This window comes from Epilithonimonas pallida, assembly GCF_900182975.1.
In the GTDB taxonomy this organism is placed as follows: domain Bacteria; phylum Bacteroidota; class Bacteroidia; order Flavobacteriales; family Weeksellaceae; genus Epilithonimonas; species Epilithonimonas pallida.
Map to the genome: position 1 here is coordinate 13859 of NZ_FXUO01000007.1, position 12927 is coordinate 26785.

14 protein-coding genes are annotated in these 12927 nt (G+C 34.8%); 6 read left to right on the top strand and 8 right to left on the bottom strand.

Going from position 1 to position 12927, the window contains the following annotated elements; all coding sequences use genetic code 11:
- Positions 1-38: 38 nt before the first annotated feature.
- A complete protein-coding gene (gene holA / locus QOL71_RS13435; protein ID WP_283417425.1) occupies positions 39-1076 on the bottom strand; it encodes a DNA polymerase III subunit delta in 1038 nt (345 codons plus the stop codon).
- 8 nt (positions 1077-1084) lie between these two features.
- Here holA and QOL71_RS13440 point away from each other — a divergent pair, with 8 nt between their 5' ends.
- Entirely contained in the window at positions 1085-1519 is a 435-nt protein-coding gene (locus QOL71_RS13440; protein ID WP_283417426.1) for a type I restriction enzyme HsdR N-terminal domain-containing protein, read from the top strand.
- 11 nt (positions 1520-1530) lie between these two features.
- Here QOL71_RS13440 and QOL71_RS13445 read toward each other — a convergent pair whose 3' ends face one another.
- The 7 genes from QOL71_RS13445 to QOL71_RS13475 form a co-directional block, all read right to left on the bottom strand.
- Positions 1531-2484 carry a hypothetical protein gene (locus QOL71_RS13445; protein WP_283417427.1) on the bottom strand — a complete coding sequence of 318 codons (954 nt, stop codon included), beginning with the start codon at positions 2482-2484 and terminating at the stop codon, positions 1531-1533.
- A 3-nt stretch (positions 2485-2487) separates the two neighbouring features.
- Positions 2488-3825, bottom strand: a complete 1338-nt coding sequence (locus tag QOL71_RS13450) for an MBOAT family O-acyltransferase (protein WP_283417428.1) — start codon at positions 3823-3825, stop codon at positions 2488-2490.
- A 212-nt stretch (positions 3826-4037) separates the two neighbouring features.
- The gene (locus QOL71_RS13455; protein ID WP_283417429.1) at positions 4038-5048 is read right to left on the bottom strand and encodes a VWA domain-containing protein; all 1011 of its coding nucleotides are present in this window, start codon (positions 5046-5048) and stop codon (positions 4038-4040) included.
- Positions 5049-5052: 4 nt separating this feature from the next.
- A complete protein-coding gene (locus QOL71_RS13460) occupies positions 5053-5922 on the bottom strand; it encodes a VWA domain-containing protein (protein WP_283417430.1) in 870 nt (289 codons plus the stop codon).
- Between the two features lie 152 nt (positions 5923-6074).
- Positions 6075-7031 (bottom strand): BatD family protein, encoded by a 957-nt coding sequence (locus tag QOL71_RS13465; RefSeq protein WP_283417431.1) that lies wholly within the window; start codon positions 7029-7031, stop codon positions 6075-6077.
- A 78-nt stretch (positions 7032-7109) separates the two neighbouring features.
- Positions 7110-7970 (bottom strand): DUF58 domain-containing protein, encoded by an 861-nt coding sequence (locus tag QOL71_RS13470; RefSeq protein ID WP_283417432.1) that lies wholly within the window; start codon positions 7968-7970, stop codon positions 7110-7112.
- 275 nt (positions 7971-8245) lie between these two features.
- On the bottom strand, positions 8246-9250 hold the full coding sequence (locus QOL71_RS13475) for an AAA family ATPase (RefSeq protein ID WP_283417433.1): 1005 nt from the start codon (positions 9248-9250) through the stop codon (positions 8246-8248).
- Positions 9251-9449: 199 nt separating this feature from the next.
- Here QOL71_RS13475 and QOL71_RS13480 point away from each other — a divergent pair, with 199 nt between their 5' ends.
- From QOL71_RS13480 to QOL71_RS13500, 5 genes are all read left to right on the top strand, one after another.
- Positions 9450-9929, top strand: coding sequence for a DinB family protein (locus tag QOL71_RS13480; RefSeq protein ID WP_283417434.1), 480 nt, complete (start codon positions 9450-9452; stop codon positions 9927-9929).
- Positions 9930-9981: 52 nt separating this feature from the next.
- A complete protein-coding gene (locus QOL71_RS13485) occupies positions 9982-10380 on the top strand; it encodes a hypothetical protein (protein ID WP_283417435.1) in 399 nt (132 codons plus the stop codon).
- A gap of 209 nt (positions 10381-10589) precedes the next feature.
- A complete protein-coding gene (gene rlmB, locus QOL71_RS13490) occupies positions 10590-11336 on the top strand; it encodes a 23S rRNA (guanosine(2251)-2'-O)-methyltransferase RlmB (protein ID WP_283417436.1) in 747 nt (248 codons plus the stop codon).
- A gap of 227 nt (positions 11337-11563) precedes the next feature.
- The gene (locus QOL71_RS13495) at positions 11564-12607 is read left to right on the top strand and encodes a DUF6263 family protein (protein ID WP_283417437.1); all 1044 of its coding nucleotides are present in this window, start codon (positions 11564-11566) and stop codon (positions 12605-12607) included.
- A 9-nt stretch (positions 12608-12616) separates the two neighbouring features.
- Complete coding sequence (locus QOL71_RS13500; RefSeq protein WP_283417438.1) at positions 12617-12847, top strand: hypothetical protein; 231 nt, start codon at positions 12617-12619, stop codon at positions 12845-12847.
- Positions 12848-12927: the final 80 nt, after the last annotated feature.

Below are 12927 nucleotides of genomic sequence, written 5' to 3' on the forward strand. Positions count from 1 at the left end.
CAAAATTTCTTTTGACACCCCTTCACTGAAGGGAATTTTTACACTGAAACTTTCAGTTCATCTACTTTAATGATTTTATAAACCATTTCCTTATAGATTTCTTCATCTTCCATTTGTCTTACGCCGAGACCTTTGGATTTTAAATCCATCTCGCGGAGAATAGAAATCACTCTTGTAGCGTGCTTCAACGGATAAAATCGCGCTGCCTCCGAATAATCTTTAATCGCATAAGGATTAACACCCATTGTTGAAGCAATGGTCTGCGGAGATTGTCCCGACAAAGTGTGATAAATAATAATATTGGAAAAGAAATTGTAAAGTGCTCCGAAAGCCATTTGAACGGGATTTGATTTTTTATTCTTTCCCATATAATAAGCAATGCTGAAAGCTTTTGCATGGTCTTTCGTCGCTAATGCTTTCTGCAGTTCGAAGATGTTGAAATCTTTGCTGATGCCGATGTGTTCTTCGATAATTTTTCCATCCAGAACTGCGCCGTCTTTGAGAACGATTTTCAGTTTATTCAATTCGTTAGCAATTCTGGAAAGGTCGTTTCCAAGATATTCTGCTAAGAGATGACTGATGTTGGGTGCAGATTTGATTCCCATTACGGTCATTTCACCTTGAATCCAGGTCGGAAGCTGATAATCTTTCATCTTCTCACTTGTGAAAAGCATTCCGGATTTAGCAAGAGTTTTTGCCACTTTTTTCCTCGCATCCAGCTTTTTGTGTTTGTGGGCAATTACCAGAATAGTTGAAGGAACAGGATTTTCCAGATAAGTTTCCAACGCCTTGGATTCCTCGTCATTCAGTTTCATATCCTGCGCTTCTTTCACAATGATGAGTTGTTTGTCGCCCATCATTGGATATTGCCTTGCCAAAGAAAGAACTTCCAGATAATTGGTATCTCGACCGTAAGCAATGGTTTGATTGAAAGCCTTCTCATCTTCTTCCAAAACATCCTGCTCAAAATGTTTGACCGCCAAATCGATATAAAAAGCCTCATCGCCCTGAAAAAAATAAACCGGTAAAAGTTCTTTATTTTTAATATTTTTGAGGATAATATCTATTTCTTTCATCTTAAAGTATGCAGGTTCCGAAACTAAATTTTGAAAATCAATTTGATTTCCAAATCAAACAAGACAAAGATACATTTTTTATCTATGATCTGGTAAGAAAAAGCTGGCTTGTCTTGACACCGGAAGAATGGGTAAGACAGCATTGGCTGCATTATTATCGTTTTGTACAAAAGAAAAATCCATCGTCATTAATTCTTGAAAGAAAGCTGGAACTGAATGGAACTACGAAACGAATCGACCTGCTTATTACAGAAAAAACAAAACCAAAAATCCTTATCGAATGTAAAGCGCCCAATATTGTTTTAAAAGAAATCCACTTTGAACAGATTGCCCGCTACAACAGCTTAATTGGTGCTGAGCAAATCATTATCAGCAATGGTTTTCATCATATCTTTGCTGATTATAAGGATGGTAAATATCAGTTTTTGAATGCAAAGGTTTGATCCGATAAATTTTACTTTTGATACTTTTTTAAAAATGGTAAAAGCGATCGCGTAAGTTTCTCTGCACCATTATTATTAAGATGTGAGAAATCCATAAAATCAGAAGTATTATATTTCTCTAAATTGTTAGAGTCAATATAATTTCCATATTTAGAAAAATAAATTTTACTGATGTTCCTAAAATGATCAGCTCCAATTAAATTTCTCTTAAAATATTTTTCGTTAAGGGGAGATAGAACTAATAAATAAGGAATTTTTTCTTTTTTAAGCAATTCAATAAGATTCTGAAAAGATTCAGTTTGACTTTTTATAGGATGATAATTTTTTATTTTGATTTTAGGTATTTTTTGAGCTTCATTATAGATTTCCTCAGAGCCAACAAATCCATTTCCAAGATAATTATCCTTCTTATCTGAAACGGAATCTTTTATTTTTTCCAGTCTGTCTTTTTCTGCAAAACCTGTGTATTTTATAATAATTGCATTCAAAGCCATCATACTGGGAGCTGTCCAAAACAAATCAAAATCGTGTAAACTTTTTTGTGAATTAATAATCAAATCTGTTGTCTCAAAACTATCTGGTGTTAGCATCAAATAAGGATTAACATCAACAATAACTAGTTTGGGATTTATTTTTTTCAAATATTTTTTAGCCATCACATAAGTCATATTTGGTTTCTGCGAGCTAGTTCCCAAACTGAATGATGAAAAGCCATTTTTTGACAAAAAATCGGGATCGTAATTTCTGAATCCAAGGCTAGAACCTAAAACTAAAATGTCTGTGGACTTTACACTATTGAAATCTTCTAGTTTTCGGGCTGTAAATCCGAATCGTCGTTGTTCCTTTTTAGGAATATTAGAACTTAATACTGAAGAGTTTGTTTTGTATAGGAATATCACTATAAGACAGTGGATGAATATAGTTATTAATAAAAATTCTGAAAAAACAATTATTAATTTTTTCATAGGTTAAAATTGAAAATAAATAAACTCCTCTTGATTTTTCGGCATTGCCAGAGCAATTAATAAAAGTATAAGAATATAAAATCCCCATCTGTAAAAAGTTGGCCAATTTTTACCAATCTTTTCTAATATATGATAATCCATTCTTCCAATCCATTCAATAACCAACATGAAAAAAATAAGCAACAACAAAATCCAGGAAAGATAATGAGGAAAATGAAATGAAAATCTTGTAATAATACCATAGAAATAGGCATTAGAACTATGCATATCGTCGTTTCTAAAGATAACAGCTAAAAAAGTAGCCGCCAAAAGATTAAGAATAACCATCAAAATATGTCCTACCGATGGTTTTAAAGCGGTTTTATAATTATGGATAAATCTATTGGTATAAGGTCTAAGGAAAATTGATATAATGACAAAAACTGCTGCAAAAAAGCCAACAACAATGTAGGTCCATCGAGCTCCATGCCAGAAACCACTAATTAAAAATATAAGAAATACGAAAAAATATTTTCTTATGTTAGAAGAATTTTCTTTTACAGCCGGCTTATAAATATAATACTTGAACCATGTTGACAAAGATATATGCCAACGGCCAACAAATTCCGCCATATCTCTTGAAAAAAATGGTGTATCAAAGTTTTTCATTAACTGGATACCGAACATTCTGGAAGTCCCAAGAGCCATGTCAGAATACCCTGAGAAATCAGCATAAACCTGAAATATAAATAAAAATGCCGCATATATCAAGGTCATTCCCGAATAGTTACCCGGATCTTCAAAAACCATATTTACGATATTTGCACAATTATCTGCAACTACTACTTTCTTAAAAAAGCCCCATAAAAATTGTCGCATGCCATCAACAATTTTGTTATAATCAAACTCATGCCCTTTTGTAAGTTGCGGTAATAAGTGTGGAGCTCTTTCTATTGGCCCCGCTAATAACATTGGAAAAAAGCAAACAAAAAGCGAATAATTGATTATATTTTTTTCAACTTTAAATTTGCCAAAATAAATATCCAAAACATAACTTAAACCATGAAAAGTATAAAATGAAATTCCTATTGGAAGAATAACATTAAGTGAAAAAATATTAGGTTGAAATCCGATTGATACCAATAAGTCATTAAAACTTTCTATAAAAAAATTAACGTATTTAAAATATCCAAGTATTCCTACATTAATGATTATACTTAAAAAAAGCCAGATTTTTTTTACCGATTTCTTAGTTGATCTTTCTATAGCAATACCGGAAAAATAATCCAATAATGTCGAAAAGCCTAAAAGAAAACAGAATCTCCAATCCCATTGTGAATAGAAATAATAACTTGCAATCAATAAAAGCAAATTTCTGAATTTCCATTTTCTGATAGGAATAAACCAATAAAGAAAAAAGACAACTACAAAGAAGAAAAAGAATTCTAAAGAATTAAATAACATTTATTTTTCATCTGTTTGTAAAGCAAATATAAATTATATTTTTACAAATAATACAGATAAACTTCTATTATTATTTTTTTTTAGCAAAAACAACAATATAAATGTAAATTTTATAAATTAAAATCCTTCTTCGGATTGAAAAGATAAATCAAAAGGAAAAAGAAAACCGATACACCCAAAAAATATTGATAGTAATGCACCGCAGATTGTGAACTGATCACGCTTGTTGTGCCGGCAGCTGTAGATTTGTGCAGCTCATTAATAAGATTGTTAATCGCATTGTCCAGATTATTTCCGTCAAGGTAACTTCCGCCGGTTGAAGATGCGATATTTTTTAATGCTTTGGTTTGCAGTTTGGAAACAACCGTTTCACCATACATATCGGATTTGTAGCCCATTAATTGACCAAAATAATATTCAGGAATTGGTGCGCCTTCTTCGGTTCCGACACCAATTGTTGTAACTCTTATTCCTTCTTTTTTTGCGAGGTTAATCGCTTCATCCTCGTGACCTTCGTTATCTTCACCATCACTTATTAATACAATATTCCTAGAACCTTTTGTTATATTTTTGAATTTCTGAGCCGCGATTTGAATCGGTTTCAAAAAATCGGTTCCCTGATTTTGAACCACACTGGTTTCGATTCCCAAAAGGTAGTTTTCTGCCGCCGAATAGTCGCTGGACAAAGGCATCACAGAGTATGAATCGCCGGCAAATACAATGATTCCTACTCTATCATTCGTCAGCTTTTGAAGAGAATTAATGATAATATTCTTTGCTTCCTCTAATCGGCTTGGTTGTATATCCTGGGCATTCATAGAGTTGGAAACATCCAGAACAAACATCGTACTGCTGACATTCTGCTTGACACTGATCTCCTCTTTTCCACCCAAAAGGTCAATAATCGAAAATATCAGGAATAAAAAACCTAACAGATACAAAACCGGAAACAACTTGGCAAACCAAGATGTTTTTTCAAACAACGTATCCTGAAATCTACCTTCTGCAAAAAGGTTTCTTTTGCGGTTTTTCCACCGGATATAATGAATAATGAAGTAACCAATGACAGGCAACAAAAGAAGTAATAACAGATACCAGTAATTTCCTAAATACCAATTCATCAGCTTAATTCAAAATTTTAAAAATAACCCAACGGAGCAACGCATCCAACAATAGAAATCCTAAAGCCACCCAAAGAAAAATCCTGAAATATTCTTCATAATTATACAATTTGGAAGTTTTAACATCGGATTTTTCCAGTTGATTAATTTCATCATAAACATTTTGTAGGCTACTGTTAGATGTCGCACGGAAATATTTTCCGCCAGTAAGTTGTGCGATATCGATCAACGTATTTTCATCGATTTCGGTTTTCTGTTCTGTAAAAACAATATCTCCAAAAATATTAGTCCCTGTCGGAAACGCTGCAAACCCATTGCTTCCAATACCAACTGTATAGACTTTGATCCCGTTATTTTTTGCTAATTCTGCAGCAATTTGTGGCGGCATCGCATTCAAAACGGTATTGACGCCGTCGGTCATCAAGATGATGATTTTACTTTTAGCTTTGCTTTTTTTCAAATGGTTTACAGCAACGGAAAGCCCTTCTCCAATCGCCGTTCCAGGTTGTAATTCCAGAGGATTTAATTGATTCAGTTCATCCACTACAACTTGGTGGTCGGTTGTCAAAGGAACCTTGGTGTAAGCTTCTCCTGAATATGCAACCAAACCAATTCGGTCGTTGTCTCGTTTATTAACAAAATCAATAGCGATTTTTTTAAGCGCTTCCAACCTGTCCGGATCTAGGTCTTTCGCCAACATACTGAGCGAAACGTCCACGGAAAGCATAATATCAATTCCTTTGGACTCATCTCTATCCTGAGAAATAGTGTAAGTTCTCGGTCTTGCCAAAGCAATAATCAAAGCGGAAAGTATGAAATATTTCGAAATCTTAAGAAAAGTCATCACAAGAGAAATGCTTCCTGTCGGTTTCATATTTTTAACAGAAGGCACTGCAATTCCCCGACTCTTTTTTTTGCCAGCATCCAATATCAATAATGGGATGAACAATAAAAAAAGTAATAGAAAAATCGGACTGTAAAACTCGAAATTCACGGGTTGATTATAATTGAATTTTGATTAATGATTTATTTGAGTTTTCGTAATTTGGATTGGTCTTCAGCTGAGATTTCTGTGACAGAATTATTTCGAAGATTCTCCGCTTCCACGTCTTTGGTAGAACGTTTTACGAAATCCCGAATTGCTGTAAAATCTTTTGACATTATCTCTTTGGTCGGAATCGTTTTCGCAAACTTTACCAAGTCGCCACGCAAAAATATATCTTCCACTATTTTTTCATTTTCCTGAGAAATAGCGTTCGTATTTTTCATATAATCGATTAAATCATCGGTCAGCAAAACATCTGCAGGAATCTGATATTGCTTGGTAATAAAACCTCTGGTAATTTCAATCAGTTCAACATAGAAAGCACGGAAATTTTCGTTCTCGATATAATTTTTCTTTCTAAGTTTTTCCAAATCCTTTAAGGTCTGATTCGTAGTAACTATAGGGCTATCTTTTCGCTTTCTTCCCCATTTTACAATTCCAATAATCAAAACAATAATTGCAATAATTATCAAAGCCAAAAGAACGTAAAACTTGTATAGATCCCAATAATCTTTGACATCCAACTCCACTTCCTTGTTCTTCATAATGTCATTAATCTGGTCGCCTTTTTTTGCGGTATTAATGACTTCCACTTCGTACGGAATAGTTTTAAGGATTTTATCTCCAACTTTTACCTGAATCTCGGGAATCTTAAATTTTCCTTCCTCAAAAATGGCAAATTTTACGGAGCGCAGATAGATATCTTTCTGTTTCGCAATACTGTCATTGACCATTTCGAAGTGAAAGGGCAGCAACTCGTTCCTTGGTGCAATCTGAACATCTTTCCCGTCCAAATCCAGAATCTGAATCTTGAAAACCGCCACTTCGCCCAAAGCCAAAGTAGTTTTGTCCAGATTCGAAGACAAGGTTTGTGAAAATCCTAATGAAAAAAAGAATATAAAAAACGAAAAAAATATTTTGAATAGTCTGTAAGGCATTTATATAATTGACAGTTGTTGTTTGATAGTTGTTAATCTATTTATCTTGATTCTTGTTTTTTAATCTTGTTTCTTTTTCTACTTTCTAAAATATTGATAAAGTAATTTGCTATAATCATCAGAAGTATTGATATCTAAAAAATGGGCAGAAGAATTTTCAAATTCTTCTTTAATTTGGCGCATCTTCTGTTTTTGCTGTTCCGCAAATTCATAACGCCACCTGGAGCTGGAAGTATTTGCCCAGACTTGTTTTCCGGTTTCTGCATCGCGGAATAGTGCGTAACCGATATCAGGAATCTCCATATCTTTTTCGTCAAAAACCCGAAGTCCCAACAACTGATGTTTTCTTGCCGTAACGTTAAGGATTTTCTGGTCAAATTCATCTTCAAAATCAGAAAAAACAAACACCAGAGATTTTCTTTTGAAAACACTCATCATATAATTGAATGCTGAATTCAAATCCGATTGCGCCGGAACATAATCAGCAGTAAGGATATTGCTGATAATCGACAAAACGTGCTTTCTGCCTTTCTGTGGCGGAACAACTTTCAGCACTTTATCAGCATACAAAATCAATCCGACCTTATCATTGTTTCCCGTCGCCGAAAATCCGAGAGAAGCGCAAATCTCTGCAACATATTCTCTTTTCAATTGATTTTTCGTCCCATAATCCATAGATGCAGAAATATCGACAACCAGCATCATTGTCAGTTCCCGTTCTTCTTCCATTACTTTCACGAATGGTTCACGAAAACGCGCTGTTTTGTTCCAGTCGATTCGACGTGTATCATCTCCGAACTGGTATTGTCTTACTTCCGAAAATGTCATTCCCTGACCTTTGAAAGCGCTGTGATATTGTCCCATAAGCGATGCTTCCGTTTTCTTTCGAGTACGGATTTCTATCTGCTTTACTTTTTTGACAATGTCTTTTATTTCCAATTTAATTTTTGATATTTTTTGTCGGTCATCAGTTGATAGTTTTCAAATCATCTCCTATCATAACAATTCGACAATTGACCACTATCAACAGATAACCAGATTTTTAAGACGAAATTTGTCTTAAAAATTTTAATATTTAGTCCTGCTCCTACGGAGCTGTTTCCATTCACGTATGATTTTCTCTAAAAACATTTCGTTCATACGTAACTTTCCAGCTTAAAGCTTATCAAGTTAAAAACTCCTTAACGCTATAACTCACAAACACTCGAACCAGACTAAGGCGCTTGAATTTTACTAAGAATTCTATTGACAATTTCGTCCTGAGTCACTTCTTCCGCTTCCGCTTCGAAACTCAATCCGATCCTATGTCTCAGAACATCTTTCGCAATTTCTTTCACATCTTCCGGGATCACAAAAGCTCTTCCTTTGATAAAAGCATAAGCTCTGGAAGCAATCGCTAAATTGATACTTGCTCTCGGCGATGCACCGAAACTGATGTAATTTTTAAGGTCAGACAAACCATATTTTTCAGGATAACGGGTTGCAAAAACCATATCCAGAATATATTTCTCGATTTTCTCATCCAGATAAATCTGATTGATGAGTTTTTTGGCTTTAACAATTTGATTCAAATCCACCACTTTTCTGATTTGCGGGATATCCTGCGTAGAAATCATTCGCATCACTTTTCTCTCATCTTCAAACTCCGGATAATCGATTTTACACTTCAGCATAAAACGGTCGGTCTGCGCTTCAGGCAAAAGATAAGTTCCTTCCTGGTCGATTGGATTTTGAGTGGCTAAAACTAAAAATGGTTTTGGCAAGGGCATTGTTTCGTCGCCAATCGTCACTTGCTTTTCCTGCATTACTTCAAGAAGTGCGGACTGGACTTTCGCCGGCGCACGGTTGATTTCATCCGCTAAAACGAAATTAGCGAAAACGGGACCTTTTTTTATAGAAAAATCATTGTCTTTGACATTATAAATCATTGTTCCTACAACATCTGCAGGCAATAAATCCGGTGTAAACTGAATCCTGGAAAACTCCCCGTCAACAGCTTCGGACAAAGTTTTGATCGCTAAAGTTTTAGCCAAGCCGGGAACACCTTCCAAAAGGACGTGACCATTTCCCAGAAGTCCTATCAAAAGACGGTCAATCATATATTCCTGACCAATAATAGCGCGGTTGATTTCTTGTTTTAGAATATTAAAAAAGTAATTCTGTTCTTTTACTTTCTCTGTAAGCTGTCTGATATCTTCAGCTTGATTCAATTCTGACATAGTTAATCTTAATAATTGGTAAATTTCATATAAAAACCTGCAACGGCAAACACAATAATTGCTAATCTTGCGTTAAATATTTGTTAAAGTATAGATACAAATGTTACAAACTTTTGCGTCGGATTCTAATAAATATGGATTATTTGTCATTTATTTATAATTAATATAACTTTGAACTAAATAAACTTTTATTCAAAAAATGAATTATCATTTTGCCAATCACAGACAAGTCAGAAAAAATCTGCTTGATATTTTACAAAATACTTCGGAAAAGGACCTTCTCACTATCCCTGACGGATTCAATAATAATATCTACTGGAACATCGCCCATTGTGTTGCGACACAACAATTATTATGTTATTACCTTAGCGGAAACCAGTTCCGGATTGATAAATACTGGGTGGAAACTTACAAAAAAGGAACTTTTGCTAATGTAGATGTGAAGCAGTCCGAAATGGAAGATCTATCTTATTTGTTAATCGAAACATCCAAAATCCTGATGAAGGATTATGATGCTGATTTCTTCCCGGATTACACACCCTATTCCACCAGTTTTGGGATTGATTTGAAAAATATTCAGGATGCAATTATTTTCAACAATATGCACGAGAGTATTCATTACGGATATATTCTTGCACAGAAAAGAGCTTTGATTGGTGAAGGGTTGAGCAGTTTATAATTGATAAATGATTTCCATGAATTTGCGATATATTTTTCCGATTTTAATTTTAATGATTTTATCTTTTTCAAAGTCGGAAAATGAGCGGTTCAAATATTATCAGCCAATTAGCAAAACTCAGGAAATCGAAGTGCTTTATCTGACCTGGACTGATACCAATTTACCTAATTTCATAAAAATAGCGGATTATAATAAGTACATTGACAAAGCGGAATTAATTGGTCATTGCTTCTATGTTGATTCCAAAAATCCGGAAAAAAGGAAGTTCAAAATTCCGGTAACCACTGATAAATTGATTAAGAAAACCCCATTAAAACTCAAAGGCAAATTCTTCAAAACCAAACAATTTGACGATACTTTTCCTACGCCGCTTTTCGAAGATCTCAGAAAAACCGGTGATTTGAAATTCAAAACGGAGAATGATGAATTTTTGGTTTTTGTTTTGGATTAAATCTAAGATGAACCACAAAAGTCACAAAAGCTAAAAAACATTTGATTTCAGATTTATCCATAGTTTCAAAACATTCTCTTATTGTTCTTATTAAAAACCATTGCAAAAGTTTCTTTTGTGACTTTTGTGGTTCAAATCTGAACTTTACATTTTTCTTAAGATAAAACTAAAATCAAAAACCTTACTTTTGTCAATTCAAAATCTCATTAATGAATCAAGAGAAAAAAGACGATTTTATTTTCGGGTTAAGACCTGTATTAGAAGCTATCGAAGCAGGAAAAACCATTGACAAAATATTTGTGCAGAATGCGTTGCAAGGCGAAATTTATATAGAGCTGAAACAACTTTTATCAAAACATAATATTCGTCCCAACTACGTTCCTGTAGAAAAACTGAATCGTTTTACGAGAAAAAACCACCAAGGTGTGGTTGCTTTTATATCAGATGTTCCGTTTCATAAAATCGAAGATGTATTGCCTCAGCTTTTTGAGGAAGGCAAAACGCCTTTTATCTTAGTTCTTGACCGTTTAACCGATGTCAGAAACTTTGGTGCCATTTGCAGAACTGCAGAATGTGTTGGCATTCATGCCGTTGTCATTCCTGAAAAAGGTGCAGCACCGATTAATTCTGATGCAATTAAAACGTCTGCAGGCGCCATTTACAATATCAAAATCTGCAAAGAAAAAAACCTTGCGCATACCGTTGATTTTCTGCAGCAAAGTGGTGTTTCCGTTTTTGCAGCAACAGAAAAGGCGCAGAAATTGATATATGATGTCGACTTCCGAGAACCCTGCGCTATCGTGATGGGAAACGAAGAGACAGGAATTTCCAAAGAAGTACTTCATCACGCTGATGAAAAAATAAAACTTCCAATAGAAGGTAAAACCCAATCGCTGAACGTCTCTGTAGCTTGTGGTGCCATTCTCTATGAAGCGGTGAGACAGAAGTTGAGTTAGAGAGCTTGAGTGTTAGTTGCCCAACTTTCTGAAACGTACAACTGCAATAGGGATAGCAGTGGAAATCCTTTTTATTTTTGATGGCATTGAGCTTCGGGAAAATAAAAAGATTGTAACGGATAGCCCGACCCGAGCGGTGGCCTTGAGCCCTGGCGAGGGGATTGCCCAAAATATTATATTAAACACAGAATGGTAAAAAATCATTCATCATTTATCAAATATCATTTATGAAAAAATTAACGGCGCTTGCGCTTATTGCAATAACATTAACAGCTTGTAAAAAAGAAACGAAAACAATTACAAGAGTGGACCCGAAAACGGGAAAAACAGAAACCGTAACGGTAGAAGTTTCACCGGAAGAAGCGGCAAAACCAAAAGCGATTGCTGACAGCAGTGGCGTTTATAAACAAAAATTCATTCTGGAAAAAGGCATGACTTATCCTTTGGTGTCTTACCAGAGAGAAATCCAGACATTTACTTCACCGGACGGAAAAACAATGTCAGGAACCAATGAAACTACAGATGAAATGTCTGTAACCGTCAACGATTTCAAAGACAACATTTATGATATGACGTTGAATATGGTCGGCAAAAGAATGTCGAGTTCCGCCAACGGAAAAACAGTTGTTATCGACACCAAACAAGCCGCTCCAAAAGAAGAACAGCTGAAAATGGATTACCTTGTAAGCAAAGGCCTTGCAGGCAACAAACTGAATGTAAAAATGGACGCTTTCGGAAACATCAAATCGATAACTGGTTTCGATACTGTTCATTATAACCTGAGAAAAGCAATCGCAGGAACAATTAAAGATAAAAAACAGCAGGACGCGATTATTGAAAGCTTCAAAGCAGGCTTCAATGAAGAAATGATGAAGGAGCAATTAGGAAAAAATCTGAAACTGATTCCGGCAAAGGGTGTTAAAATCGGAGAAAAATGGACCACTTCTGAAGACATCGACCCAAGCGGAAAGCTGAAGCAAACATTGACTTTCACTTTGATAAAAGTGGAAGACGGCAAGGCAGAAATAGATGTGAAAGGAACAATTCCTTCCAAATCCGACAAGCAATCCAAGGACGGAATGACGCACACGATGAGTATGGGCGGTTCTGAAAGCGGAAAAATCATTGTCGATGAGAATACGGGCTGGCTTCTGAATCAGAATCTGTCGGTAAAAACCAATCAGAAAGAATCGTTGTCAGACGGTAAACAGACGCAAAGTATGTCGAAAAACTCGACAACGTCTATCATCATTAATCCTTCTTATAAATAAAATCAGGAAATGAAATACATTTTCGAATTCATATTAGCAACTATTATTATATTCTTCGTTTGGAATATTTTGAAAAGATTGTTTTTTAATGCATTCTATAAAAATTTCCCAACATTGAATCCTAAAAATCAACAGCAGAACCAACAGCAAGCCACTTCTAAAAAAATGCCTGCGAAAAAAGTAAATTGGGATGCGGAAACTGTAGATTACGAGGAAATAAAGGAAGAGAAGAAACCTTAGTTTAAATCTTAATTAAAATAAACACAAAACCTTTCAGATTTTTGAGTCTGAAAGGTTTTTTAATATTAAATTTGGATTTC

Excerpts from the sequence above, each read along its gene's own strand:
- QOL71_RS13460 (WP_283417430.1), bottom strand. The coding sequence starts at position 5,922 with ATGAAACCGACAGGAAGCATTTCTCTTGTGATGACTTTTCTTAAGATT.
- holA (WP_283417425.1), bottom strand. The coding sequence starts at position 1,076 with ATGAAAGAAATAGATATTATCCTCAAAAATATTAAAAATAAAGAACTT.
- QOL71_RS13445 (WP_283417427.1), bottom strand. The coding sequence starts at position 2,484 with ATGAAAAAATTAATAATTGTTTTTTCAGAATTTTTATTAATAACTATA.
- QOL71_RS13465 (WP_283417431.1), bottom strand. The coding sequence starts at position 7,031 with ATGCCTTACAGACTATTCAAAATATTTTTTTCGTTTTTTATATTCTTT.
- QOL71_RS13475 (WP_283417433.1), bottom strand. The coding sequence starts at position 9,250 with ATGTCAGAATTGAATCAAGCTGAAGATATCAGACAGCTTACAGAGAAA.
- rlmB (WP_283417436.1), top strand. The coding sequence starts at position 10,590 with ATGAATCAAGAGAAAAAAGACGATTTTATTTTCGGGTTAAGACCTGTA.
- QOL71_RS13480 (WP_283417434.1), top strand. The coding sequence starts at position 9,450 with ATGAATTATCATTTTGCCAATCACAGACAAGTCAGAAAAAATCTGCTT.
- QOL71_RS13440 (WP_283417426.1), top strand. The coding sequence starts at position 1,085 with ATGCAGGTTCCGAAACTAAATTTTGAAAATCAATTTGATTTCCAAATC.
- QOL71_RS13500 (WP_283417438.1), top strand. The coding sequence starts at position 12,617 with ATGAAATACATTTTCGAATTCATATTAGCAACTATTATTATATTCTTC.
- QOL71_RS13495 (WP_283417437.1), top strand. The coding sequence starts at position 11,564 with ATGAAAAAATTAACGGCGCTTGCGCTTATTGCAATAACATTAACAGCT.
- QOL71_RS13455 (WP_283417429.1), bottom strand. The coding sequence starts at position 5,048 with ATGAATTGGTATTTAGGAAATTACTGGTATCTGTTATTACTTCTTTTG.
- QOL71_RS13485 (WP_283417435.1), top strand. The coding sequence starts at position 9,982 with ATGATTTTATCTTTTTCAAAGTCGGAAAATGAGCGGTTCAAATATTAT.